Genomic DNA, 25,807 nt, shown 5'->3' on the forward strand with positions numbered 1-25,807 from the left:
TTGAACGTTGTCAGGCGGCCGGCTGGCGCACGACCGGTTTCAGCACGATGCCCTTCTCCGAATCCTCCACTGCCCGGTTGATGTCGACAAAATCATAGAAGGTGACCAGCCGGTCGAAGGGAAAGCGGCCCTGCCGATGGAGATCGATCAACAGCGGGATCAGGACATCGGGATTGGAATCGCCCTCGACGATGCCGCGCACCCGGCGTCCGCCGGACAGAATATGGGTAAGATCGAGTGTCAGCGTCGCGCCGTGCGGGGAAGCGCCGACGATGCCGCAGGTGCCGCGCGCCGCGAGCACCCGCACGCATTGATCGATCACTGCAGGCACGCCGGAAGCATCGATCGCATAATCGACGCCGGCGCCGGTCAGCGCCATGATCGCGGCCACCACATCGCCCGTCTTGCCGTCGACGGTATCGGTCGCACCGAGTTCGGCGGCAAGCGAAAGCCGCGTTTCGTTGACATCGACCGCAATGATCCGGGAAGCGCCGACGATCCGCGCCGCCATCACGGCGGCAAGACCGACCGAGCCAATGCCGAAAACAGCCAGCACTTTTCCCGGCTCGACCTTCAGCGCATTCATGACCGCGCCGGCGCCAGTCTGGATGCCGCAAGCGAGCGGCCCGAGCAGCGCCAGATCGGCATCTTTCGGCACTTTGACGATATTGCGCTCATGGCAGAGCGCATGGCTGGCGAAGGAGGATTGCCCGAAAATATTGCCATGAACCCGCTCCCCTCTATAGGAGAGCCCGCTCGAACCGTCGGCACGCGAACCGAGGAAATTGCGCGGGAAAAATTCGTGGCAATAGCTCTCCTCGTGATCGTTGCAGCTCGGGCAGTGGCCACAGGAATTGAAGGTCATGACCACATGATCGCCGGGCACCACCTTGGCAACGCCCGGCCCGACGCGTTCGACGATCCCAGCACCTTCGTGGCCGAGCACCACCGGCTGCGGCACCGGCAGGTGCTGGTCGCGCATGACCATGTCGGTATGGCAAACCCCGGTGGCGACAACGCGAACCAGGATCTCCCCCTCGCGCGGCTCCTCCAGATCGAGACTTTCCAGCGAAAAGGGCATATTCGGGGCACGCGCCACCGCAGCATGAATCTTCATTCTATCCTCCTCCCGGTGATCGGCCCGTTCACGACCCGGCGGGCCGGTTCGTTTCCTCAGCGGCCGCGCTTGTAAGCGCCGAGCCCCGGCTGATAGGTCTTGTCGTCGAGGAACTGCTTCAGTCCCTCGTTGCGCCCCTTGGTCTTGTCGAGAAACAGCATCTGCTCCAGTTTGGCGTAGATGTAATCGTCGGCGAGATCCCATGGCAGGTTGCGCACGCGCTTGTAGGTGTCCTTGGCGGCCTTGAGCGTCACCGGGTTCTTTTCGAGCAGGCTGGCGCAGATCTTGCGGACGCGGGCTTCGAGCTCGGCGAGCGGCACGGCCTCGTTGACGAGGCCCATTTCGGCCGCCTTGCGTCCACCGAACAGCTCGCCGGTCATGATGTAGTAGAGCGCATCGCGATGGCGCATTACCTCGGCGACCGCGCGGGTGACGTTGCCGCCCGGCAGGATGCCCCAATTGATCTCTGAGAGGCCGAAATTCGCCTCCTCGGCGGCAATGGCGAGATCGCAGGAAACGAGCGGCGTGAAGGCGCCGCCGAAGCACCAGCCGTTGACCATGGCGATGGTCGGCTTTTCGAAATACATTAGCCGGTTCCACCAGCCGCCGGATTGGCGTCGCGCTTTCAGCGTGGCGTCGCGTGGCTTGTCGTCGTTGTCGCGGAAATATTCCTTCAGATCCATGCCGGCCGACCAGGATTCTCCGGCGCCGCGCAGGACGAGGACGCCGCAACGCTCGTCGCCTTCGAGTTCGTCGAGCACATCAAGCATCCGGGCATTCAGAGCCGGATTCATTGCATTGCGCTTTTCCGGGCGGTTCAGCGTCACGAAGGCGATGCCGCCATCGAATTCGACCAGAACTGGCGATTGCTTTTCAGTCATGAGTTCACTCCATGGGTTTCGGCGCGGAGGCCGAGGCCGCTTCACCGGGCCTGTCGTTGAAGGATTTCTTGGGAATGCTGGTGGCGCAGAAGGTGTTTCTGCACTTTGCCGGAGGCAGTGCGGGGGATGGTTTCGACGAAGAGGATGCGGGCCGGGCGCTTGAAGGCGGCGAGCCTTTCGGCGCAATGGCCGGCGATCTCCTCGCCCGTTGCCACTAAACCCGGCCGCAACACGACATAGGCGATGCCGCATTCGCCCCACCTGGCGTCGGGAATGCCGACGACCGCGGTGTCGAGAATGGCAGGATGGCTTGCGAGCGCGGCCTCGACCTCGGCGGGATAAACATTCTCGCCGCCGCTGATATACATGTCCTTCAGCCGGTCGACGATGCGATAGAAGCCGTTGGCTTCGCGCCTGCCGAGATCGCCGGTGCGGTACCAGCCGTCGGTAAAGGCGGCTGCGGTTTCCCGCGGCTTATTCCAATAGCCCGATGTCACCGCCGGTCCGCGCAGCCAGAATTCGCCAACTTCGCACTCCCCGACGTCGCGGCCATCCTCACCGACGATGCGGATCTCGAGCAGCGGCGCCGGAAGGCCGACGCTGCCGGGATTGTCCTGCACCGCGCGCCGGTCAATCGGCACGTGCAGCACCGTTCCGGCTTCGCTCATTCCATAGCCGTTGACCAGTGCGACGCCATCGTTGAGATAGCTTTCGATCAGCGCCCGCGTCAGCGGCGCGCCGCCGACGAAGAGCGCGTGCAGGCCCGAGAGAGCCGCGGCGCTATAGGCGGGATCGTTACGCAAGGCGAGCGCGATCTGGGGCACGGCGAAATAATGGGTGATGGCGCGCTCACGGTCGGCAAGGACTGCGAGCGTGCGCGCCGGTGTGAAGCGGTCGGAGATGACGAGCGTGCCGCCGAGCATCAAGGTGGTGCGCGCCACCGCGATCAGCCCGATCGTGTGGAAGAACGGAAGGTCGCAGAGTGCGACGGAGCCCGGTCCAATCTCGCCGACGAAGGAGAAATTGACCGCGGCGAAAAAGGCGTTGCGCCGGCTGATGACGACGCCCTTCGGCTGCCCCGTCGTGCCCGACGTGTAGAGAAGGGCGCAAGCTCCGTCGGCATCGGCAGGCACCGGACCAGCCGGCAGGCTTGCCTCGATCCGTGCGGCAAGCCCGGCTGGACCAGCGGCCGTCGAGATCACCATCATCTCGGGATCGGCATCCGCAAGGCTCTCCACCGCCGCTGAGAACTCCTCGTCATGGAGCAGGAGAAGCGGCGCGCAATCGGCGAGGATCGGCCGAAGCTCGGCCGCGTTGAGCCGCCAGTTGAGCGGCACGTAGACGGCGCCGGCGCGCTGGCAGGCAAAGGCAAGGACGATCGAATCCATCGAATTGCGCGCCAGCATGGCGACGCGCGCCCCGTCCCGCCGCACTCCGAGCGTCGCGGTGAGGAAGCCGGCGCAGCAGCCGATCCGCTGATCGAGTTCGGCATAGGTGAGCTGCCGGCCGGTGACGATCTCAAACAGAGCCTGACGATCCGGCGCGACGCGAGCGCGGTAGAGGATCGGATCATCCTGCACCAGCCCGCAATCCGCCGGCGAAGCCATCCCGGAAAAGGAATGCGCCATTTTCTCCTCCCATGCCCTCGGCTCCTCCGCGTCAGGCATAAATTTGTATGTAACACATACTAATATCTTTTCCTGGCGGGATGCAAGAGGCTGTTTAACGGAAATCCGAACACCCGAACGAACGGGAGAAATATTCCCGGCCGCCGCCTAAGGCATATTGACTAACCCGCTGATTTTGATGGTTATGGCGCCTCAACGAGGCGAGACGAACGATGGCCGCAAAACCACCGCGGGATGATGTCGAAGGCGAGGAAGCTCCTGCAACGCCCCTTCTCGACGTCGGCCGGCTTGGCGATCTCCTGGGCTTTCACCTGCGCATGGCGCATGTCGCGATCTATCGCGATTTCGCCGAAACCATGGAAGAGCTGGCGTTGACACAGAAGCAGCTCGCGGTGATGGAACTCATCTCGGCCAATCCGGGCGCGTCGCAGATCGACTTCGCCAATGCGCTCGGCACCGACCGTGCAACCATGATGGCCCTCGTCAATCGGCTGGTGGCCCGCGACCTGATCGAGCGACGCCCCTCCGCGGCCGACCGCCGCCGGCAGGAACTGCATCTGACGGAAGCCGGACGGGCCATGCTCGCACGCGCCCGTAAGCTGATCGATACGCATGAACGGCGCTTCACCGACCTGTTTTCGCGCGATGAAATGCAGGCATTACTGACGGCGCTGAAGCGAATCTATAAGGAGAACTGAAACCCGCTTCGTCCAAGCAGGCAGAATTCAGGCCTGTAGATTTTGTTGCAAACGCCCGTGTTATGATCTCAATCTGGCCAGTCCCTTTGACCGATGAGCTCCGACCTCAAGGCCAGTCCGCATAACCCGAGGAGAGCATGCTGTTTCCCGAGCCGGTGGAGGCGCGGGCGATCTCGCGGTAGCCGGCGGGGGAAAGGCCGGTCTTGCGTTTGAAGAAATGGCTGAAATAGGTCGGGTCGCGGAAACCGAGACTGTCGGAGATTTCCTGGACGTTACGGGCCGAGCGCTCCAATCTCAGCTTTGCCTCCTGCACGACGCGTTCGTGCAGGAGCTGGATCGGAGAGCGGCCGAGCGTCCTTTGACAGATGGAATGAAGCCGGTCGGCGGTGACGCCGAGTTCCGCGGCATAATCGCTGATCGGACGATGCTGGCGGAAACCTGCTTCGACCAGTTGTCTATATCGCTGCAGGATCGATCCGGTTTCGCCCTTCCCTCGCTCCTCACCCCTTTCCCCGCCGCAGCCGCGCCAAAGCGCCATCAGGACCAGCCTGATATAAGCGGCTGCGACCATCCAGGAGGAGCGGGAGGGATCGCCGAGTTCGCGCACGAAACCGGAAATCAGCGGAGCGATTTCGGCGACCAGCGCAGGATCGGCCGCTTCGACCAGCTTGCGCTGCTCGGTGAAGATGCGCAGCGAATAGGATTCCACCTTGTCGCCGATTGCATCGACCATGATCTGCGCCGAGACCCCGACCAGATGGGCCGCAGTGCCGGCAGCGATCGAAAGATCGCATCGCGCCTGCGGCGGCAGGAAGGCAATGAGCGGCCCCTGCAGCGGCCGGCCTTCGCCATTGTCGAAATGCAGTTCCGCCGAGCCATCTCCGAGCAGGAGGAAGTGATGGAAATCGGCGTAGAGCCCTTTCTGAAAGCGAATGCGCCGGTGCGAGAGAGACGGCCCGTGCCATTCGCCTCTCGCATAACGATGAATCCCGCCGTCCATCGCCAATGTGTATCTCCTCCTCTTTGCGCACCGAACAGTGCAGCAATAGCCGAATAATTACAATATTAACCCAATAAATCGCATTCCATCATGCGACGATCGGCGTAACCTCCTCTTCATCAGCCTTTGGGAGGAGGCACCTCGACAGATGCGGGAATGGTCGGACGGCCCTTTGGCCGCGGTCTCCGCTCGTCTTCTCCCTTGGTAATGAAACAAGCGCCGGCTGGCGGCGGATGGGGAAAACGGTGTTCTCGGCAAAGCTGATGATCAACAACGAGGCGGTGGACGCGTCCGACGGGGCAACCTTCGAACGCATCGATCCACTGACCGGCGACGTCGCGACGGTCGCCGCGGCGGGCTCCGTCGCCGACATGGCGAGGGCCGCCAATTCAGCCGCTGCCGCCTTTCCCGATTGGTCGCAGACCGGCCCGGGCGAGCGCCGCAGGGTGCTGAATGCCGCCGCCGATCTCCTCGAAGCCCGCACGCCCGAACTCATCGCCGCCATGACCGGCGAAACCGGCGCCACCGCGCAATGGGCGGCGATCAATTGCGGGCTCGGCGCCGATATTCTGCGCGAGGCGGCGGCGATGACCACGCAAATCTCAGGCGAGCTCATTCCCTCGGGTATTCCGGGAAGCCTCGCAATGGCGGTGCGCCAGCCGGCCGGTGTCTGCGTCGGCATTGCTCCCTGGAATGCGCCTATTATCCTCGGCACCCGCGCCGTCGCCATGCCGCTTGCCTGCGGCAACACGGTCGTCCTCAAGGCCTCCGAACTCTGCCCAAAGACCCATGGCCTGATCGGCGACATCCTGCGCGACGCCGGCTTCCCGCGCGGCGTCGTCAATGTCGTCTCCAACGCGCCGAGTGACGCCGCTGCCGTCGTCGACGCGCTGATCGGCCATCCCGCCGTGCGTCGCATCAACTTCACCGGCTCCACCCGTGTCGGCAGGATCATCGCGGAATCCTCGGCGCGGCATCTCAAACGCTGCCTGCTGGAACTCGGAGGCAAGGCGCCCTTCATCGTGCTTGCCGATGCCGATATCGACGAGGCGGTCGGCGCCGCCGCTTTCGGCGCCTTCATGAACCAGGGTCAGATCTGCATGTCGACCGAGCGCATCATCCTCATGGACGAGATCGCCGACGGCTTCGTCGGCAAGTTCCGAACGAAAGCCGCAACGCTCGTCGCCGGCAGCCCCAGTGACGGCAATACGCCGCTCGGTACGCTGATCAATGCCGAAGCCGTCCGCCGCGTACGGTCGCTGATCGACGACGCCGTGCAGAAGGGCGCCGTCCTCGTCTGCGGCGGCGAGGCGCACGGCACGCTGATGGATGCGACTGTCATCGATCATGTCACGCCGGCCATGCGGATCTACCGCGAGGAGAGCTTCGGGCCGGTCGCGGCAATTATCCGCGTCGGCAGCATCGACGAGGCCGTGACGGTTGCCAACGACAATGAATACGGGCTTTCGGCCGCCGTCTTCGGCGGCGACGTCAATGCCGCGCTCGCCGTCGCCATGCGGCTCGAATCCGGCATCTGCCACATCAACGAAGCCACAGTTTCCGACGAGCCGCAAATGCCGTTCGGCGGCGTCAAATCGAGTGGCTACGGCCGTTTCGGCGGCAAGGCCGCAATCGATGAATTCACCGAGCTTCGATGGGTCACCATCGCATCGGGAAAACGGGAATACCCGATCTGAAAGGCAGATCGGCCGGAATAGACAGGGAAAGGGCGGGAGGCCCGCACCAAGAGGGAGGAACATTTCATGAACAGGAAATTCAATGCGGCGTCTCTCACGCGCCGCTCTTTCATCGCATCGGCCGCAGCAGGCGGCGCAGCACTGGCGCTTTCCGGCCGCACGGCCTTTGCCGAGAGCGGCGATACGCTGAAGGTCGGCTTCATCAGCCCGCGTACCGGCCCGCTCGGCGGCTTCGGCGAAACGGACGGCTATGTGCTCGACCTCGCGCGCAAGGCGCTGGCGAACGGCCTGCAGGCCGGCGGCAAGACCTGGAAGGTGGAAATCCTCGACCAGGATACCCAGTCCGATCCCTCGCGCGCCGGGCAACTGGCGAAGGAGCTGATCAACAACCAGGCGGTCGACCTGATGCTCGCCGTCTCGACGCCCGAAACGATCAATCCGGTCGCCGATGCCTGCGAAGCGGCAGGCGTTCCCTGCCTCTCGACGGTCATGCCCTGGGAAGCGTGGTATTTCGGCCGCGGCGCCAAGCCCGGTGCGCCGTCACCCTTCAAGTGGACCTACCATTTCGGCTTCGGCGTCGAAGAGTTCCACAAGGCCTATGTCTCACAGTGGAGCCTGATCGAGACCAACAAGAAGGTCGGCGTCATGTATCCCAACGACGCCGACGGCAATGCGATCCGTGCCCACCTGGCGCCCGCACTTGCCAAGGCCGGCTTCACCATCGTCGATCCCGGCGCCTATGAAACCGGCACTACCGATTTCTCGGCGCAGATCGCCCTCTTCCGGCAGGAGGGCGTCGAGATCTTCAACTCCTTCCCCATTCCGCCTGATTTCGCCGCCTTCTGGCGCCAGGCCGCCCAGCAGGGCCTCACCCAGCAGATCAAGATCTGCCAGGTCGCCAAAACAGGCCTGTTCCCCTCCGACATCGAGGCGCTCGGCGATCTCGGCATGAACATCGGCAGCGCCGCCTATTGGCACAAGGCCTTCCCTTACAAATCGACGCTGACCGGTGTCTCGGGAACCGCGCTTGCCGACGGCTATGAAGCGGCAAGCGGCAAGCAGTGGACGCAGCAACTCGGCGCCAGCCTCGCGCTTCTCGATGCCGGCTTCGATGCGCTTAAGGCAAGCAGCGACGCCAAGAACAAGGAGGCCGTCGCCAAGGCGCTCGCCACGTTGAAGACCACGACCATCGCCGGCAAGGTCGACTTCACCAGCGGCCCCGTCGCCAATGTCTCGCCCGGGCCGATCATCGGCACGCAATGGGTGAAGGCGGCCGAGGGCTCGAAATTCGCGCTCGACTACGTCGTCACCGAAAACGCCACCGATCCCAATGTCCCGGTCGGCGCCAAGCTCATCGCTTATAACGGGTAACATACGGTGCAGCAGGTAGCTCAAAATCGGCCGGGAGGAGCCTTTCTCTCGGCCAAAGGGATCCACAAGCAGTTCGGCGCGCTCGTCGTCCTGGAGAATCTGGATTTCTCCATGGGCGACGGCGATGCGGTCGGCATCGTCGGGCCGAACGGCGCCGGCAAGACGACGCTGCTCTCCGTGCTCGCCGGCGCCTTCCCGCCAAGTGCTGGAACCATCACCTTCGATGGCGCCGATGTCACGGGCCGGACCGCGGCGGAGCGCTGCCGTTCCGGGCTCGTCCGGACCCATCAGATTCCCAAGCCCTTCGGCGGCATGACGACTTTCGAAAATGTCTTCGTCGCCGCATCGCACGGCAATGCCGCAAGCCGCGACGAAGCCTATGAGCGTGTGGTGGATTCGCTTTCGCTCTGCGGCATGCTGGGCGTCGCCAACCGCCCGGCCGACACGCTCGGCCTGCTCGATCGCAAACGCCTGGAGCTTGCCCGCGCGCTCGCCACGCAGCCGCGGCTGCTGCTCCTCGACGAGATCGGCGGCGGGCTCACCGACGGCGAGGCGAGCGAACTCGTGGCAACCATTCTCGAATTGCGCCGCCGCGGCATCGGCATCGTCTGGATCGAGCATATCGTCCATATCCTCCTGCAGGTGGCGGAACGGCTGATCTGCATGGACGCCGGCAGGATCATCGCCGATGGCGAGCCGAAAGCGGTCATGAGCAATGCTGAGGTGGTCAAGGCCTATCTCGGAGGGACGCCGGTATGAGCCTTCTCTCCATCCGCAATCTCGACGTCCGCCACGGCCTGCTTCAGGCGGTGCGCGGCGTCAGTTTCGATATCGCCAAGGGCGAGGTGCTGGCGCTGGTCGGCGCCAACGGCGCAGGCAAGACGACGCTGCTGAGATCGATTGCCGGCGCCCATCTTCCTGCCTCCGGGCACGTTCTTCTCAACGATGAGGACCTGGCCTCCGTGCCTTCCCACAAACGGATCGCCAAAGGCATTGCCCTGGTGCCGGAAGGCCGGCGGCTGTTTTCGCAGATGACCGTCGAAGAGAACCTGCTTCTCGGAAAGAGCTGCGGGCGCAAGGGCGAGTGGAGCATCGATCGCGTCCTCGACGCCTTCCCGAACCTGAAACCCCGCCGCCACGCCAAGACAGGGCACCTCTCGGGCGGCGAGCAGCAGGCAACCGCCATCGGCCGGGCGCTGATGAGCAATCCGGACATTCTTCTGCTGGATGAAGTCTCCCTCGGACTTTCACCCTTGGTCGTCGACCGCGTCTACGCTCAGCTGCAGGCGTTGCTGACCTCGGGAACGACGATCGTGCTCGTCGAGCAGGATCTCGCCCGAGCCATGAGTGTGGCAAGCCGCGTCATCTGCATGCTGGAAGGGCGCGTCGTGCTCGACAGGCCGACAGTCGCTGTCACCCGCGAGCACGTCACCCAGGCCTATTTCGGATTGCACCGGGCCGCCGGCGAAAGGAGCGCATCGTGATCAATTCCCTGCTCCAGGGCACCCTGCTCGGCGGCTATTACGCCGTCATCGCCTGCGGATTGTCCTTCATGTTTTCAGTCATGCGGATCATCAATCTCGCGCATGGCAGCCTGGCGGTCGCAGCCGCCTACGGGCTGTGGCTGCTCGCCGCCAAGGCCGGCATTCCGCCTTTCGTCGGCCTGCTGATCGTGCTGCCGGTTATGGCGGTCCTCGGCTGGCTGCTGCAGCGCTTCATTCTCGAACGCAGCGCCCGCGGCGGCACGCTGCTGCCGATTCTGACCACCTTCGGCCTGTCGATCGTCATCGACAACCTGCTGTTCGAGCAGTTTGGCGCCGACACCCGCTCGCTTGCGCCCTTCATCGGCAATCTCTCCTATGCGTCGTGGCAGCTGCCGGGCCATATCTTCGTCGGCAAGCTCGCGGTGATGATGATGGCGACGGCGATCCTCCTTCTCGGCGCGCTGCAGTTCTTCCTGAGCCGCTTTGCGCTCGGCCGCGCCATCCGCGCCACGGCCGAAGATCCAGATACGGCAGGGCTCGTCGGCATCGATGCCCGCCGAGTGAATGCCGTCGCCACCGCGATCACCATGGTCACGATCGGGATCGCCGGCGCTTTTCTTGGAATGCGGGCGACCTTCAGCCCCTATGCGGGCGGCCCGCAACTCCTCTTCGCCTTCGAAACGGCCGTCATCGGCGGCGCGGGATCGCTCTGGGGCACCCTTGCCGGCGGCATCATTCTCGGCCTTGCCCAGTCGCTCGGCGCGCAATTGCATCCGCAAGGCTTCCTGATCGGCGGCCATGCCGTGTTCCTGCTCGTCCTTTTCGCCAGGCTGTCCCGGTTCGGCCTGCCTCAACTCGACAGGCTCGGCGCCTTCCTCAACTTTCGAGCACGTCTCAGGAGCCCGACATGACACTGGTCTCTAACGGAATATCGATAGAACGCTGGACGTCATCGTCACGGCTGGCGCTCGGCTCCATGGCCGCCTTGCTCGCCCTGCTGGCGCTCGCTCCTACGGTGCTCGGCGCCGGCGCGATCGACCGGATGACGGCGCTGTTCATCTATGTGATCCTGGCCGCCATGTGGAATGCGCTCGCCGGTTTCGGCGGGCTCGTCTCCGTCGGCCAGCAGGTGTTTTTCGGCCTCGGCGCCTATTTTACCATCCGGCTTGCAGACGCAGGGCTCGATCCCTTCGTCTCGATCTTTGCCGCCGCAATCGTGACCGGCGCGCTGTCGGTGCCGCTTTCGCTCTTCATGCTGCGGCTGAAGGGCGGCGAGTTCGCGATCGGCATGTGGGTGGTGGCCGAGCTCGCCCATCTGCTCGTCAATCTCGACCGGCTCATCCAGGGCGAAACGGGAACCTCGCTGATCTCGCTCAACCTCTATGACAGCGGCATACGGCGGGCGGCGATCTATTGGCTTGCCCTGGCCTCCATGGCAGCGCTGCTCGGCGCGCTCTTCATGCTGATGAGAAGCCGGGCGGGTGCGGCCATGCAGGCAATCCGCGACAATGAGGAGGCGGCGACCTCGGTCGGCGTGCGGGTGATCGCGACCAAGCGGCTGCTCTTCGTGCTCGCCGCCTTCGGCATTGCCGTCGCCGGCGGCCTGTGGCTCGCGACCGCCACCACCTTCCAGCCGAAGACCTATTTCAGCGTCCAGTGGACCGCCTATATGATCTTCATGGTGCTCGTCGGCGGCATCGGCAAGTTCGAAGGCGCGATCCTCGGCGCCGTCCTGTTCTTCGTCATCGAGACCTTCTTCGGCGGCGCCGGCGTCTGGTATCTGATCGGCCTCGGCGCCACCGCCCTGATCTTCTCCCTCTACCTGCCGCGCGGGCTCTGGGGCGAAATCGAACGTCGCTTTGATGTCCAGCTTCTGCCCGTCGGCTATCGGCTGCAACTTCCCGGTCCGAACAAGATCAAATGGGAAGAATGAGCCGGCTTGCCTCCAGTTTCTCTTGTGAAAGGTGACATTCATGCTTTTTGGTAAAACGATCCTGGTAACCGGCGTGGCTTCCGGCATCGGCGCGCGCACGGCGGAACTGGCGGGCCAGATGGGAGCCGAGGTCATCGGCGTCGACGTGCGCGAACCCGCCAATGGAAGTGCGGACTTCATCCGGGGCGATCTGTCCACGCCATCGGGAGTTGCCGAGATCGTCGCGCAACTTCCACAGCACCTCGACGCGCTCGCCAATGTCGCCGGCCTTTCCGGCAACACCGGCGTCGTCTCGACGCTCGCCGTCAATTTCTACGGCCTTCGCGCCCTGTCGCAATCGGTGGCACCGCGCCTGCGCGAAGGAGGCGCCATCGTCAACGTCGCCTCGATCGCCGGCTATGGCTGGCGCGCCAATCTCGAACGAGCGAAGTCGCTCACGTCAATCGAAGGCTTCCCCGACGTGGCGGCGGTCGCCGCCGAACATGGTCTCAGGAATGAGGAAGGCTATCCGCTTTCCAAAGAACTGCTCCTGCTCTGGACCATGCGCGCGGCCCACCAGCCGCTGTTCAAGGCGCGCGGCATCCGCGTTAATGCGGTGAGCCCCGGGCCGGTGGAAACGCCGATCCTCAAACAGTTCCGCGCCGTGCTCGGCGATGCGAGGGTCGACAGCGACATCACCCGCGTCGGCCGCGCCGGCACCGCCGCCGATATCGCGCCCGCCGTGCTCTTCCTCTGCTCGGATGGCGCACGCTGGGTCAACGGCGCCAATCTTGCCGCCGATGGCGGCCTCGAAGCATCCATCAATGCCGAAGTTCTCGGCTTCTAATTCTGTTTCTCAGGAGATCTCCGATGAATATTTCCCTCCTCATAAATGGCGCGGACCGCGCGGCCTCCGGCGGCCGGACCTATGACCGCCTCGATCCCTTCACGGAAAAGCTCGCGAGCCGCGCCGCCGCCGCAAGCCTGGAGGATGTCGCCGCCGCAGTCGATGCCGCCTCCGCCGCCTTCGTCACCTGGTCGAAGACCGGCCCCGGCGAGCGCCGCGCGATCCTGATGAAGGCTGCCGACATCATGGATTCCAAAGTGGACGAGTTCACCCGGCTGATGATCGAGGAGACCGGCGCGACCGCGCCCTGGGCCGGCTTCAACGTGATGCTCGCCGCCAACATCCTGCGCGAGGCCGGCGCCATGACGACGCAGATATCGGGCGAAATCATTCCTTCCGACAAGCCCGGCGCGCTTGCCATGGGCGTTCGCCAGGCGGCCGGCGTCTGCCTTGCGATCGCGCCCTGGAATGCGCCGGTCATCCTCGCCACCCGCGCCATCGCCATGCCGATCGCCTGCGGCAATTCAGTTATCCTCAAGGCATCCGAGCAGTGCCCCGGCACGCACCGGCTGATCGCGACGGCTCTCACCGAAGCGGGCCTGGCGGCCGGCGTCATCAACGTCATCACCAATGCGCCGGAGGATGCGCCGGAGATCGTCGCGGCGCTGATCGCCCATCCCGCCGTCAAGCGCGTCAACTTCACGGGCTCGACCAAGGTCGGCAGGATCATCGCCGAAACCTGCGGCAAGCATCTCAAGCCCGCCCTTCTCGAACTCGGCGGCAAGGCCCCGCTTGTTATCCTTGACGACGCCGATATCGACGGCGCCGTCAACGCCGCGATCTTCGGCGCTTTCATGCATCAGGGCCAGATCTGCATGTCGACCGAGCGGATTATCGTCGACGAGACGATTGCCGATCAGTTCGTCGCCAAACTCGCCGCCCGCGCCGCCGGGCTGCCGGCCGGCGATCCGCGCGGCCATGTCGTGCTCGGCTCGCTGATCAGCCTCGATGCGGCCAAGAAAATGGAGGAACTGATCGCCGATGCGACCGCGAAAGGCGCCAAGCTGGTGGCCGGCGGCAAGCGCTCGGGCACCGTCGTCGAGGCCACATTGCTCGATCACGTGACGCCTCAGATGCGCGTCTATTCGGAAGAATCCTTCGGCCCGGTCAAGCCGATCATCCGCGTCTCCGGCGAGGAGGAAGCGATCCGCATCGCCAACGACACCGAATACGGCCTGTCGTCTGCCGTCTTCAGCCGCAATGTCCAGCGGGCGCTGGCGGTGGCCGCGCGCATCGAATCCGGCATTTGCCACATCAACGGCCCGACGCTGCACGACGAAGCGCAGATGCCTTTCGGCGGGGTCAAGGGCAGCGGCTACGGCCGCTTCGGCGGCAAGGCGGCGATCGCCGAATTCACCGACCTGCGCTGGATCACGATCGAGGATTCCGCCCAGCATTATCCCTTCTGATTGACCCGGCAAAAACAGCCGCCTCCCTGCTCGAAGTCGGCGCGTTCTGAGATATGTCCGGAGTGTATAAAACCACCGGAGTTTCGTGGTGGCCGGATTGCGATACTGCAGTCGTCGAGCGCGCCGTCACCCTTGATGCTGCATGACGCGATCGCAGATTGGGTGACTGCGACGGGGCACACACGGGCCTGACCTAACGGTAGCATTGCAGGCGCTTTAGGAGCGGCTGATGTCGAAGGAGAGCCGCGGTAGATCTCGAACGATGAGATTGATGGCCGTGCCACCCTTCAAGGCGAAGCATGGTTCCTGCGCGAGAAGAGGCAGAACACGTGTCAGAAGTCTGACTTGTCGGTAGTAGGGGCTGGCAGTGTCCACATATCCTCCGGAACGGTTATCATGTACTTTGTGTCGAGTTTGCCGCCTTTGACCAGCATCCTGTTGCCGCTGCCAAGGCCGAGCTCATCGAGCATTCCAACCGGAGGCAGCTTTTTGAACCAAGGGTAGGGCCGGCGCTCAGCCATCCAGTAGAAGAGCCGCCGCACTTTGACATGCTTACATTTTACCAGAAGCCTTTCCATGACACGCGGCGAAAGCGTGGTCATGCCCTGCAGAAGCTGGTCGGCGTGCTCGAAGGATATCATTCCAGGCACATCTTGAATGACTTCAAGATAGGCTCGCTCGGAAGAGGAAAGTGTAAACGGCCAGGCGCGTTTCCGCTGCCCAGGTGCTTCTGGCTTGGAAAGGGTTCGCTCCAGGGTGTCATACTCAAGGTTCACGAGGCCGGTCGCGCCGAGGCCTGGTAGCGGCGTGTGGCGCATGAACTCTATGTCGGGCAGGCTTTTTACCAACCATTTTGGGATGGTGTCTTTGCCGTAGAGATGTACCCGGCGCCTTCTGGAAATCGGAAGGTAATGGGCGAAGCCGTGCTGTTCGAGCGCCGTCAGTCCACCTGGCACTAAGTCCAGACGAAAGACATTTTGCAGCGACGTAACGGCACTCTCCCAGTTCACTCGCGAACCCGGGCGGGTGTAAACGGCTTGAGCTATGGGTTCCAGCTGCCGGCTCTTTAGCAAATTGTCGATGGCATGCCGATCCAAGTCTGGATCCTGACGCATGAGCCACGACTTGCTCACCGGCATCCCTTCAGGGAGCAAGTCAAAGAGGCGCAATCGTCGTTCGGCGTCGAGAGGCATGGTTTGCAATTTTATAGATTTGCGGCGATGATCGCCGTATTTTCCAGATTTGGTAAATAGTATAGCTTAGCCCGTTTATCAAACCTAGGATGTTCGGCGATGATCGCCGCAAAGAAGAATCTCCACAAACTTAAAACACACCGTCTCCGAAAACGGAGAGCGCTTCGCTGTCCTTACGGCAGGCCAAATCATTCCGATCCTCGCGAAAGTGAGCGCTCATTTCTGCTTGCTTGAAATGGCGAGGGACGGTCAGCTTGACAAGAACGCAGACCGTTTTGACGAAAACGTCTACCCCGTGAATTAGATGAGACAATCAACAAGGAAATCGATCGCCAAGGCGGTCACCACAGGCCTGCAGTTTCGCCCCGATTTACAGACGTGTTGGGTGTGAAGTGCACCCCGGGGCCAGCGGGAGCTGGAATTTTCCGGGGCATGTCAGGTCAGCGTCGAAAAGCGAAACATCGTTGCATCAACGTGGTGCAGCTAAAGCAGCCCTCACATTCCGAGAATGTCGCCAGATGCCTTTGCACTGGCGACTCGCCGATGGATGGAGTGTTATCTACTTCTTGATCGCTTCGACGTCGATATCAAGCAGCAAGTCCGGGCCTAGACCGAAATCTGCTAGTTTCTTCAGCCCGAAATCCTGGCCGTTGAACTTGCCCGTGGCGGAAAAGCCGGTCTTGATGGTCTTCGCATCCCAGGGAAGCGGGGCCTCGATGTTCCAGGTAACGTCCAAGGTGATTGGCTTGACAGTACCGGCAAGTGACAGATCGCCGGTCACCAGCGCAGTCTTGTCGCCCGTCTTTTCGATCTTCGTGCTGGCGAAGGTGATGTCCGGAAATTCCGCTACGTTGAGGAAATCAGGGCTTTTCAGGTCCGAATCTCGTTGTTCAAAGTTCGTGTCGATGCTGTTGGCATCGATCTTCAGGGAGATCGAGCTCTTTGCTACATCGTCCTTGTCGAACTCTATTGCCCCGGAAACGGTCTTGAAGGTGCCATGGGCATTGGACCAGCCGGAGTGATTGGCCTTGAACGACACCCAGGCGTGGGTTGGATCCAAATCATAGTTGTCTGCGGCAAATGCGGATCCTGAAAGCAAGACGCCGGTAAACGCGCCGGCCAGGCATGTCAATTTCATCTTTTACTCTCCTTTAATTTTTCCGGCGTTTCCCGGATCTTGGTCGAACTCATCCCTCGAACAGGAACGCGGCTATGGCTATCGCCACAAGAGCGGGAATAGCGGTGATAAGCCCGGCGGCAACCGGCCGAAGAAACCGCGGAAAGCGATCAAAAGCCACGCCGCCTACGGTAATGAAAGCAGCAACAACAAGGGGCAGGACTGCGCATATCAGCGCTTCGGGTGCCGCCTTCGGGGTAAATGTCGCCGTCATGATCAGATGCACTACGATCACCCACGCAAAGGAAACTCCCTCGACATGCCGCAGCGCCAACGCTTCATCGTTGCCTTTGAGATATCGGATGTAGTTGACGACCAGCCAGCCCCCGGTCAGCGCTGCGAGAGCGCCGTCGATCTGCGCCATGCCGACGAACGCTCCCATTGCGGCCGAAAGGGCGGCAGCTATGGACACGCTCAGCAGCGCGGCGGCCAGCGCCGATGGTTCACCGCGTTGGGCGCTAGCCGGTGTCTTGACAGCGAAGCCAATTGCTGCGCTCGCAACCACGAAAACGAATAGAACGACGCCGAGTTTCGTGGGGTTGGCAAGCAATACATTCTTGCCCAGCAGCCAGCCCGACAGGGCGAGCGCGACCGCGGTCAGTAGTACGCTGACGGTCACCGAGAGTGCTTTGCGTGGCAGCGTAAGGGTCGCAAAGACGATCGCGCCGCAAACCAGAATGACCGGGAGCTTTTGCTTGGCCGCCACCGGAGGCAGGGCCGGCATACCTTCAAGAATGAGGTGGATGACGACGGCGGACAGTGGGATCAACATAGCGATCACCAGCGCGCGGCGGGTAGGTACTATGATAGCGGCGATTGCGACAACGACGCCGAGCAGAAACGGTGCGCCAACGGTGGCTAACAGAAGCTGCTGCATCATAATTTCGTACCTGAAGCTAAACCGTCGTGTCGGGGACGTTATAAGCGCCGAATTTAATTAACAAGTGTAGTATTTGCATTCCGACAACACGAAACCGTGATCAAATGCTAAACGGGTGGCGACACGCTGTTCATTAATTGTTGACGGCGGATCCCCGGAGTGGACGAAGAGTTCCCGCCGTAAAGTAAAGAGATTCAGATCTTCGAGGATGATCGACGGACCAGGGGGCGGTGAGCTTAAACACGATCTGGAGCAGTCGCCACGCAGTCTGAATGCGTCATCATCGGCCGAGCTAATTAATGCGTTAAGTATTTATTTGACGGTTCATTCGATCTGTAGCAGTCTCCAGCCGTGTTGACGCTGTTGGGAGGCAGAGTTGGACCTGTTGCAGAACCGCAGCCTCGTCGATCGCGCCTGGTCGCCGACCCCTTATGATCAATGGGCGGACGACCTTCATAACATCTGCGGAAATTTCAATGCGCATACGATGGAGCGCGGCGACAAGGTGATCGGCACGGCAAGCCGCATCGATGTCTGCGGCATGGAATTCGCCCATGTCTCCAACGATCTCGATTACGTCCATCGCGGCTGGGAGGATATTCGCCGCGACGCCCACGAACATCTGTTCCTGATCCTGCAGCTCGAGGGTGCCTGCGGGGTGGAGCATTCCGGCCAGCAGAACATCCTCGACGTCGGCGAATGCATTCTGGTCGATTCCACGCGGCCGACCACCCTCTATTTTCGCGGACACTTCTCCAATCATCTGTCCCTGCATTTGCCGCGGCAATTGATGTATTCGGACAGCAAGGTGGATTTCGACGTAGCCCGCAAGCTTGCGGCCGCTGATCCGATGGCGGTGATGCTGCGTGCGCTGATCGCCAAGATGATGACGACGCCGGAAAGCGAGGCGGCCTCACCGCATCTGCGCCAGCTGATGTTCGACACGACGCGCCAAGCATTTCTGTCGACCGACATTCAGACCGCAAGCCTGAATTCGTTGCATGACAGTGCGGGCAGGCGCATGCAGATGGTCGATATTCTGATCGACAAACACCTGACCGAGAGCGATCTCAGCGCCAAATGGTTGGCGACGAGGCTCGGCGTATCGATCCGCACGCTGCAGCAGGATTTCCAGGGATTGGGCATGACCTGCACCACCGTCATCCGCGACAAGCGCCTGCGCTTCGCACGCGAAAAGATCGAGCAGCTGAAAGAGCAGCGTAACGCCGGAACGATCGCCGAAGTCGCCTATTCGGCCGGATTCAACGACATTTCCTACTTCAACCGCAGCTTCAAGGAGCTGTTCGATTGTGCGCCTAGCGAGTTGCTTCGGACCGGCGAACTGGTGCCAAAGACGGTCTGACGCGCAATTTGCGCTTCCGTCCAAGACGAGGCGCGTTTCTCCCCAAGACGCCTTTTCCAGCGAAAGTCATAGTCCTCCCTAATCTCACGGGAGGAGAATATCGTGAAGCAGTCTACCCTGCTCATCGGTGGCGAAACCGTCGCCACGACCCATCATGCGCCGGTTGCCAATCCGTCGAACGGCGAAATAGTCGGCTATATGCCGCTTGCCGGGGAAGCCGATCTCGACCAGGCCGTTGCCGCCGCCGCCGCGGCTTTCAAAGGCTGGTCGCAGACCTCAAACGAAGAACGCGGCGCGGCCTGCCGCGCCATAGCGGAAAAGATCGGCGAGCATGCCGAAGAACTGGCGCAGATCCTGACCCGGGAGCAGGGCAAGCCGCTCAACGGCCTCGGCTCACGTTTCGAAATTGGCGGCGCGCTCGCCTGGACGCGGCATACGGCCGAACTCGACCTGCCGGTCGAAATCCTGCAGGACGACAATGAGGGCCGCGTCGAGCTGCACCGCAAGCCGATCGGCGTCGTCGGCTCGATCACGCCGTGGAACTGGCCCGTGATGATCGCCTGCTGGCACATCATGCCGGCAGTGCGGGCCGGCAACACCGTCGTCATCAAGCCGTCGCCCCTGACGCCGCTTTCGACCATCCGCCTCGTCGAGATCATCAACGAGGTGCTGCCGGCCGGCGTCGTCAATGTGATCACCGGCGAAAACAACATCGGTGCGGCGCTTTCCGCCCATCCAGGCATCGCCAAGATGACCTTCACCGGCTCGACCGAGACTGGCAAGAAGATCATGGCTTCGGCGGTGGCCACCTTGAAGAGGCTGACGCTGGAACTCGGCGGCAACGATGCCGGCATCGTGCTGCCCGACGTCGATCCGAAAGGCATCGTCGAGGGCCTGTTCTGGGGCGCCTTCATCAACAACGGCCAGACCTGCGCGGCGATGAAACGCCTCTATGTGCATGACAGCATCTATGAGGAAGTCTGCACGGCACTTGCCGATTATGCCGGCAAGATCGCCGTCGGCGACGGCCTGGATGAGGCAAGCATCCTCGGCCCGGTGCAGAACGAATTGCAGTTCAACAAGGTGCGCGATCTCGTCGACGATGCGCGCGCCCAGGGCGGCCGCATCCTGACCGGCGGTGCGCCGATGGACCGGCCCGGCTATTTCTACCCGATCACGCTCGTCGCCGATGTCGATCATGGCATCCGGCTGGTCGACGAGGAGCAGTTCGGCCCGGCTTTGCCGATCATCCGCTACAGCGATCTCGACGAGGTGATCGCCCGCGCCAACCAGAATCCAGCCGGCCTCGGCGGCTCGGTCTGGTCTGCCGATGTCGAGAAGGCGAAGCGCTATGCGATGCAGCTCGAATGCGGTTCGGTCTGGATCAACAAGCACGGCGCGATCCAGCCCAACGCGCCCTTCGGCGGCGTCAAACAATCCGGCATCGGCGTTGAATTCGGCGCCGAAGGCCTCAAGGAATTCACGACGATCCAGACGGTGTTGAGCTGAACCATGACGACTTACGATTACATCATCGTCGGAGGCGGATCCTCGGGCTGCGTGCTGGCGAACCGGCTGTCGGAAAACCCGGCGCACAAAGTGCTCCTGATCGAGTCCGGCCGCCGCGACGCCGATCCGTGGATCCATATCCCCGCCACCTTCTTCAAGGTGCTGGGCAAGGGGATCGATATCCATCCCTATGCATCGAACCCCGACGAGGGGCTGAACGGCCGGCCGAGCATCGTGCCGCAGGGAAACGTGCTCGGCGGCGGCAGCTCGGTCAACGCGATGATCTATATTCGCGGCCATCGCAACGACTACGACACCTGGTCCCAGATGGGCTGCCAGGGCTGGTCCTATGACGACGTGCTTCCGGCCTTTCGCTCGCTGGAAAGCAACGAGCGGCTGAACGGCCAATTCCATGGCAAGAAGGGCGGCCTGCACGTCTCCGATCCGCGCCACCGGCATCCGCTGAGCGAGGCCTTCGTCAAGGCGGCGACCGAAATCGGCATTCGCCATAATGACGATTTCAACGGCGCCGATCAGGCCGGTGTCGGCTTCTATCAGAGCACCACCCATGGCGGCCGGCGCTGGAGTTCGGCCCAGGCTTTCCTGCGCGAAGCGGAGAAGCGGCCGAACCTCACCGTGCTGACGGAGCGCAAGGTGGCGCGTGTCCTGTTCGAGGGGCAGAGGGCGGCCGGCGTCGAATTGCTCGACGGCACGACCTTCAAGGCGTCGCGCGAAATCGCGCTCACATCGGGCGCCATCGCCACGCCGAAGATCCTGCAATTGTCGGGGATCGGCGACGGCGCGCATCTTGCTTCGCTCGGCATCAAGGTCGTCGCCGACCTTCCGGGCGTCGGCGCCAACTATCAGGATCATCTCGAAGTGCCGGTGCAGGGCGAAACGCACGAACGGATCTCGATCCTTGGCCATGACAAGGGCCTGCGCGCCGCCGGCCACATGCTGCGCTATTTGACATCACATCGCGGGCTGCTGTCGTCCAACGTCGTCGAATGCGGCGGCTTCGTCGACACCTCGGGCACCGGTCAGCCTGATGTGCAGTTCCATGTGCTGCCTGTTCTCATCGGCTTCGTCGACCGCGAACCGGAGCCCGGCCATGGCCTCAGCATCGGGCCGTGTTATCTCCGGCCGCGGTCGCGCGGCTGGATCAGACTGAAGAGCGCCGACCCCAGGGAGCAGACGGATTTCAACGCCAATCTGCTTTCCGATCCCGCGGATATCGAAACCCTGGTGCGCGGCGTCGAAACGGCGATCCGCATCCTCGATGCGCCGGCGCTTGCCAAACTGGTCAAGCGCCGCGTGCTGCCGAAACCCGGCGTCGAGAAAGATCCGGAGGCCCTGCGCGACTACATCAGGCAATCGGCCAAGACCGTCTTCCATCCGGCGGGAACGGCGCGTATGGGCCGCGCCGATGATCGCATGGCGGTCGTCGGATCGGATCTCAAGGTGCGCGGCATCGAAGGGCTGCGCGTCTGCGACGCCTCGGTGATGCCGACGCTGGTGTCGGGCAATACCAACGCGCCGACGATGATGATTGCGGCAAAGGCTGCCGCGTTCATGACAGGAAAGACGATTTCCGGCTGAGCCCGAAATCCCGATCGCACGACCCCGTGGGGAGCGGGGCAACAACTGGAGGAGACAATGCCTATCAATTTAAGAGGGCTGACAATCGGCCTTTTGCTGACGCTCGTTTCGGCGTTCAGCGCCCATGCCGCCGCAACCTGCGGCGACAATAGCGGCAAGCCGGCGACCGGCGAGCCGATCATGATCGGCGCCATCACCGGCAAGACCGGACCGGACGATTTCTCGAATTCGACCAAGGCTGCCAAGGCTTACTTCGACTGCCTCAATGCCAATGGCGGCATCAAGGGGCGACCGGTCAAATATCTGGTCGAGGACGACCAGTGGAATCCGGAGATCGCCGCGCAGCTTGCGGCCAAACTCGTCAATGACGAGAAGGCCGTGCTGATGGTCGGCAATTCAAGCTTCGTCGAATGCGGCGCCAATGCCGATTTCTACAAGAAATCCGGCATTCTCGTCGTCGCCGGCGTCGGCGTCCCCCGCGAATGCTTCTTCGCGGCAAATTACGCGCCCACCAATGCCGGACCGCGCGTCTCGATGCTCGGCGCCATGGGTTATGCGCTCGATCAGCTGAAGGCGAAGTCGGTGGTCTGCATCGGCCCGAACATCCCGAATGTCGGCACCTGGTCCTGCGACGGGATCATCCAGCTTGCCAAAGAGAAGGGCCTGAAGGCCGAGACGATCCTGATGGATCCCGGCACCGCCGATTCCACATCGACCATCCTGCAGGCGGCGGCTTCCAAGCCGGATGTGATCATCCTCGGCCTGCCCAAGGGCGTCACCGTGCCGCTGCTGACCGCCGCCGAGGAGCAGGGGCTGAACCAGAGCATCAAGTTCCTCAGCGCCGCCTCGGCTTACGATCTATCGGTTCCCGGCACGATCGGCGCCGGCTGGGACGGCAATTTCATCGTCAACATGGAATTCAACGATCTCGAAGCGACGACGCCTGACAATCAGAACTGGCTCGCCGTCATGGATCAGTACGGCCAGAAATCCGATCCGCGCGATACCTTCGCCCAGGCCGGCTATCTCGCGGCCCGGATCGCCGAGACGGCGCTGACGACGCTCGATCCCGCCAACATCAACCGCGAAACGGCCTCGGCTGCCGTGCGAGGGATCAAGAGCTTCAAGAGCGATATCTTCTGCGCCCCTTGGTATTTCGGCGACGGCCAGACCCGCCACAACGCCAATTCGACGACGCGCATGGCCGTCAGCGAGGGCGGCAAGTGGAAGGTCGTCTCCGACTGCGCGCCGTCGCCGGATCCTGAGCTGAAGGACATCCGCGCCTTCGAAAAGTCCGCCGGCATCAATTGAGCCTATGTCTGGCATCCGCTCCGCGGCTCTGACGCCGCGGAGCCGAGCAGGCCCGAGAGGATCGGCTTATGAACATTCTTCCTTTCATCATATCGGGGCTCGGAATCGGCGCCGTCTATGCCTTGTCCGGCGTCGGTCTCGTCGTGCTGTTTCGCGCGACCGGCGTTCTCAATTTCGCGTTCGGCGCCTTCGGCGCGATCGGCGCGCATTGCGCCTGGCAGCTGCTCGAATGGAAGATGCCGCTGGCCGTCGCCATCCTTGCCGCCGTTGCCGTCTCGACGGCGATCAGTTTTCTCTATGGCCGGGTCTTCGCGCCGATGCTGTCGCATCGCGATACCGTCGTGCGCGCCGTCGGCACGCTGGCGCCGGCGCTCGTGCTGATCGCCGTCATGGGCGTCACCTGGGGCGAGCTTCCGCGCCGCCTGCAATTTCCGACCGACCAGATGTTTGTGTCGCTCTTTGCCGTGCGCCTCACCTACACCCGTATCATCGCCCTTCTTCTTGCCGTCGCCATGGTCGTCGCGATCACCTTGCTGCTTTCCCGCACGCGGCTTGGCCTCGACATGCGCGCACTTGCCAATGACCGCGACCTCAGCGCGGTGCTCGGCGTGCGCGTCCTCCATACCGAGACGGCCGCCTGGATCATCACCGGTATCTTCTCGGGCCTCGCCGGCCTCCTGCTGGCCGATCTCGTGCGGCTGCAGGGCACGTTCTTGACGCTATTGGTCATCCCGGCAATCGCCGCGGCGATCCTCGGCCAGTTGCGTTCGCTGTGGGAAACGGCGGTCGCCGGCATCCTGATCGGCATCGCCGAGGCGGCGCTGACGCCGATTGCCTGGATATCGCCCTATCGCGCGGCCGCCCCCTTCGTCATCGCGCTTGCCGCCGTCACGATCCTGGGAGGCACGGCGAAGGCCGCGTTGAAAGACCGATGAGCGTTCAGCCGCAAACAATCGCCTCCAACGCCGAAGGCCCGCCGATGATCCACCTGCCGAAGCAGCTTCTGCATGTCCCCGTGGCAATGACGCTCTTCGCAGCCATGGTCGCTTTTCTCGCCAATTCCTTCTGGCTTTCGGCGGCAACCTCGGCCGTCGCGCTGTCGCTGTCGGTTGCCGGTCTTGCCATTCTCTATGGTCAGCTCGGGCTGGTTTCGCTCTGCCAGTTCGCCCTCGTCGGCGTCGGCGGCTGGGTGACGCTGCGCGTCGGCCACGCCTTTCATCCACCCTTCGAAGTGAGCCTGCTTGCCGGCGGCATCGTCGCCTCCGTGGTGGGATTGGCCTTCGGCGTGCCAGCGCTCAGGCTGCGCGGTCTTTATCTCGCACTCGTGACGCTGATGCTCGCCGGCGCCTTCCAGATCGTCATCAGCGCCTGGGGTTTTCCCGATGGCGGTCCCGGTTTTCTCGGCCGGGCCGACGGTTCGGGCCGCGAGATGCTGGCAAGGCCTGCAATGGCTGATGGCGAGACTGCCTATTTCCTCTATGTCTGCACGGCAGCGGCGATCGGCCTTTTGATCGCGCAGTGGCATAAGCTTGCGCGTCCCGGCAGGGCCTGGGCGCTGATCCGCAAGGGCGAGACCGTCGCGGTTGCGAGCGGCGTCAACGTGCTGGTCTACAAGGCCTGGGCCTTTGCGCTCAGCGGCCTGCTCGCCGGCCTTGCCGGCGGGTTGCTGGCCGGCAATGTCGGCCAGCTGGACGGGCGCGCCTTTGGCGCCTTCGAAAGCCTCAATCTCTTCGCGCTCGCCATCGTCGGCGGTGTCTTCAACTGGTACGGCGCCCTGATCGCCGGTCTTCTGCTGCGGGCCGTGCCAGCGCTGCTCACCGATCTCGGTATCGACGGTTATGTCACGATCGGCATTTTCGGCGTCGCGCTGTTTCATGCGCTGGCAACAGCGCCGACCGGCATCGCCGGCCAGATCGCGGTATTGATTGCCCGTCTGAACAGCGGTCTATCAAGGGGGAGGGGGCGATGATCACCATCGACAATCTCGTCGTCCAGTTCGGCGGTGTGAAGCCGATCAACGAACTCAGCGCCGTGCTGACGGCGCCGGTGGCGGGCCTCATCGGCCCGAACGGGGCGGGCAAGACGACGCTGCTCAATGTGCTCTCCGGCTTCGTCCGGCCGGTTCAAGGGACCGTATCGCTCGGCGCTCTGCCACTGTTGCCGATGTCGCCGCTGCAGCGCGTGCGTGCCGGCCTGCGCCGCTCGTTCCAGACCGAACAGGTCGTTGAAGACCTGACCGTCGCCGGCAATATCGCAGCGATTGCCGATCACGTCGTCGGCGCTGCGCATCGTTCCGAATCGGTGGATGAGGCTCTCTCCTTCGTTGGCCTGGCCGCGGCTGCCGACCGGCTGGGACAATCGCTCAATCTTTTCCAGCGCCGCCTGGTCGAGCTGGCGAAATGCGTCGTCGGCAAGCCGAAGCTCATCCTGCTGGACGAGCCGGCCGCCGGCCTGACCGAGGAGGAGGGGAAGGCGTTTCGCGAGCTGGTGCTGCGCATCCCCACGGAATTCAAAGCGCAGGTTCTGGTGATCGACCATGACGTCGATCTTATCCGCTCCATGTGCAGCGAAACCATGGTGCTCGACTACGGCAGGCTGCTGGCGCTTGGCCCGACGCCGACCGTGCTTGCCGATCCGAACGTGCGGCGCGCCTATCTGGGGGAGTTCTGAG

The 25,807-nt window shown here is 63.0% G+C and carries 23 protein-coding genes and 1 pseudogene; 16 read left to right on the top strand and 8 right to left on the bottom strand.

Annotated features, from left to right (window positions below):
* Nucleotides 1-10 precede the first annotated feature (10 nt).
* The 3 genes from ATY79_RS08565 to ATY79_RS08575 are packed head-to-tail and all read right to left on the bottom strand — an operon-like array spanning nt 11 to nt 3,626.
* Nucleotides 11-1,117: an NAD(P)-dependent alcohol dehydrogenase gene (locus ATY79_RS08565; protein ID WP_088703494.1), complete on the bottom strand. Its 1,107-nt coding sequence runs from the start codon at nt 1,115-1,117 to the stop codon at nt 11-13.
* 56 nt (nt 1,118-1,173) lie between these two features.
* Nucleotides 1,174-1,998, bottom strand: coding sequence for a p-hydroxycinnamoyl CoA hydratase/lyase (locus ATY79_RS08570; RefSeq protein WP_088703495.1), 825 nt, complete (start codon nt 1,996-1,998; stop codon nt 1,174-1,176).
* Between the two features lie 41 nt (nt 1,999-2,039).
* On the bottom strand, nt 2,040-3,626 hold the full coding sequence (locus ATY79_RS08575) for an AMP-binding protein (RefSeq protein ID WP_088703496.1): 1,587 nt from the start codon (nt 3,624-3,626) through the stop codon (nt 2,040-2,042).
* A 212-nt stretch (nt 3,627-3,838) separates the two neighbouring features.
* Between ATY79_RS08575 and ATY79_RS08580 the strand changes: the two genes are divergently transcribed.
* Entirely contained in the window at nt 3,839-4,324 is a 486-nt protein-coding gene (locus ATY79_RS08580) for a MarR family transcriptional regulator (RefSeq protein WP_088703497.1), read from the top strand.
* Nucleotides 4,325-4,430: 106 nt separating this feature from the next.
* Here ATY79_RS08580 and ATY79_RS08585 read toward each other — a convergent pair whose 3' ends face one another.
* Nucleotides 4,431-5,330: an AraC family transcriptional regulator gene (locus tag ATY79_RS08585; RefSeq protein WP_088703498.1), complete on the bottom strand. Its 900-nt coding sequence runs from the start codon at nt 5,328-5,330 to the stop codon at nt 4,431-4,433.
* A gap of 227 nt (nt 5,331-5,557) precedes the next feature.
* Between ATY79_RS08585 and ATY79_RS08590 the strand changes: the two genes are divergently transcribed.
* From ATY79_RS08590 to ATY79_RS08625, 8 genes are all read left to right on the top strand, one after another.
* A complete protein-coding gene (locus ATY79_RS08590) occupies nt 5,558-7,021 on the top strand; it encodes an aldehyde dehydrogenase (protein WP_088703499.1) in 1,464 nt (487 codons plus the stop codon).
* Nucleotides 7,022-7,087: 66 nt separating this feature from the next.
* Entirely contained in the window at nt 7,088-8,392 is a 1,305-nt protein-coding gene (locus ATY79_RS08595; RefSeq protein ID WP_088703500.1) for an ABC transporter substrate-binding protein, read from the top strand.
* 6 nt (nt 8,393-8,398) lie between these two features.
* The gene (locus ATY79_RS08600) at nt 8,399-9,151 is read left to right on the top strand and encodes an ABC transporter ATP-binding protein (RefSeq protein WP_088703501.1); all 753 of its coding nucleotides are present in this window, start codon (nt 8,399-8,401) and stop codon (nt 9,149-9,151) included.
* Nucleotides 9,148-9,876, top strand: a complete 729-nt coding sequence (locus tag ATY79_RS08605; protein ID WP_088703502.1) for an ABC transporter ATP-binding protein — start codon at nt 9,148-9,150, stop codon at nt 9,874-9,876. The genes ATY79_RS08600 and ATY79_RS08605 overlap by 4 nt, the downstream gene beginning before the upstream one ends.
* Nucleotides 9,873-10,787: a branched-chain amino acid ABC transporter permease gene (locus ATY79_RS08610; RefSeq protein WP_088703503.1), complete on the top strand. Its 915-nt coding sequence runs from the start codon at nt 9,873-9,875 to the stop codon at nt 10,785-10,787. The genes ATY79_RS08605 and ATY79_RS08610 overlap by 4 nt, the downstream gene beginning before the upstream one ends.
* Nucleotides 10,784-11,809 carry a branched-chain amino acid ABC transporter permease gene (locus tag ATY79_RS08615; protein WP_088703504.1) on the top strand — a complete coding sequence of 342 codons (1,026 nt, stop codon included), beginning with the start codon at nt 10,784-10,786 and terminating at the stop codon, nt 11,807-11,809. The genes ATY79_RS08610 and ATY79_RS08615 overlap by 4 nt, the downstream gene beginning before the upstream one ends.
* Before the next feature lie 40 nt (nt 11,810-11,849).
* Nucleotides 11,850-12,635: a coniferyl-alcohol dehydrogenase gene (locus ATY79_RS08620; protein WP_088703505.1), complete on the top strand. Its 786-nt coding sequence runs from the start codon at nt 11,850-11,852 to the stop codon at nt 12,633-12,635.
* A 23-nt stretch (nt 12,636-12,658) separates the two neighbouring features.
* Entirely contained in the window at nt 12,659-14,104 is a 1,446-nt protein-coding gene (locus ATY79_RS08625; protein WP_088703506.1) for an aldehyde dehydrogenase, read from the top strand.
* Nucleotides 14,105-14,332: 228 nt separating this feature from the next.
* Here ATY79_RS08625 and ATY79_RS08630 read toward each other — a convergent pair.
* The 4 genes and pseudogenes from ATY79_RS08630 to ATY79_RS08645 all read right to left on the bottom strand — a co-directional run.
* Nucleotides 14,333-14,479 (bottom strand): annotated as a pseudogene (locus ATY79_RS08630) (nucleotidyl transferase AbiEii/AbiGii toxin family protein); the annotation flags it as partial.
* Nucleotides 14,437-15,297, bottom strand: a complete 861-nt coding sequence (locus tag ATY79_RS08635) for a type IV toxin-antitoxin system AbiEi family antitoxin domain-containing protein (RefSeq protein WP_141105711.1) — start codon at nt 15,295-15,297, stop codon at nt 14,437-14,439. The pseudogene ATY79_RS08630 and the gene ATY79_RS08635, both read right to left, overlap by 43 nt.
* A gap of 559 nt (nt 15,298-15,856) precedes the next feature.
* A complete protein-coding gene (locus tag ATY79_RS08640; protein ID WP_088703508.1) occupies nt 15,857-16,435 on the bottom strand; it encodes a YceI family protein in 579 nt (192 codons plus the stop codon).
* Nucleotides 16,436-16,484: 49 nt separating this feature from the next.
* Nucleotides 16,485-17,351, bottom strand: coding sequence for a hypothetical protein (locus ATY79_RS08645; protein WP_245312329.1), 867 nt, complete (start codon nt 17,349-17,351; stop codon nt 16,485-16,487).
* A 379-nt stretch (nt 17,352-17,730) separates the two neighbouring features.
* Between ATY79_RS08645 and ATY79_RS08650 the strand changes: the two genes are divergently transcribed.
* The 7 genes from ATY79_RS08650 (at nt 17,731) to ATY79_RS08680 (ending at nt 25,806) form a co-directional block, all read left to right on the top strand.
* Complete coding sequence (locus tag ATY79_RS08650; RefSeq protein ID WP_088703510.1) at nt 17,731-18,717, top strand: helix-turn-helix domain-containing protein; 987 nt, start codon at nt 17,731-17,733, stop codon at nt 18,715-18,717.
* A 102-nt stretch (nt 18,718-18,819) separates the two neighbouring features.
* Nucleotides 18,820-20,226: an aldehyde dehydrogenase family protein gene (locus ATY79_RS08655; protein WP_088703511.1), complete on the top strand. Its 1,407-nt coding sequence runs from the start codon at nt 18,820-18,822 to the stop codon at nt 20,224-20,226.
* A gap of 3 nt (nt 20,227-20,229) precedes the next feature.
* Entirely contained in the window at nt 20,230-21,825 is a 1,596-nt protein-coding gene (locus tag ATY79_RS08660; RefSeq protein WP_088703512.1) for a GMC family oxidoreductase N-terminal domain-containing protein, read from the top strand.
* Between the two features lie 57 nt (nt 21,826-21,882).
* Complete coding sequence (locus tag ATY79_RS08665; RefSeq protein WP_088703513.1) at nt 21,883-23,136, top strand: ABC transporter substrate-binding protein; 1,254 nt, start codon at nt 21,883-21,885, stop codon at nt 23,134-23,136.
* Between the two features lie 68 nt (nt 23,137-23,204).
* Nucleotides 23,205-24,071 (top strand): branched-chain amino acid ABC transporter permease, encoded by an 867-nt coding sequence (locus tag ATY79_RS08670; protein WP_088703514.1) that lies wholly within the window; start codon nt 23,205-23,207, stop codon nt 24,069-24,071.
* Nucleotides 24,068-25,105, top strand: coding sequence for a branched-chain amino acid ABC transporter permease (locus tag ATY79_RS08675; protein WP_088703515.1), 1,038 nt, complete (start codon nt 24,068-24,070; stop codon nt 25,103-25,105). The genes ATY79_RS08670 and ATY79_RS08675 overlap by 4 nt, the downstream gene beginning before the upstream one ends.
* Entirely contained in the window at nt 25,102-25,806 is a 705-nt protein-coding gene (locus ATY79_RS08680) for an ATP-binding cassette domain-containing protein (RefSeq protein WP_088703516.1), read from the top strand. The genes ATY79_RS08675 and ATY79_RS08680 overlap by 4 nt, the downstream gene beginning before the upstream one ends.
* Nucleotide 25,807 lies beyond the last annotated feature (1 nt).

Source organism: Rhizobium sp. R693, assembly GCF_002211315.1.
Classification (GTDB): domain Bacteria; phylum Pseudomonadota; class Alphaproteobacteria; order Rhizobiales; family Rhizobiaceae; genus Rhizobium.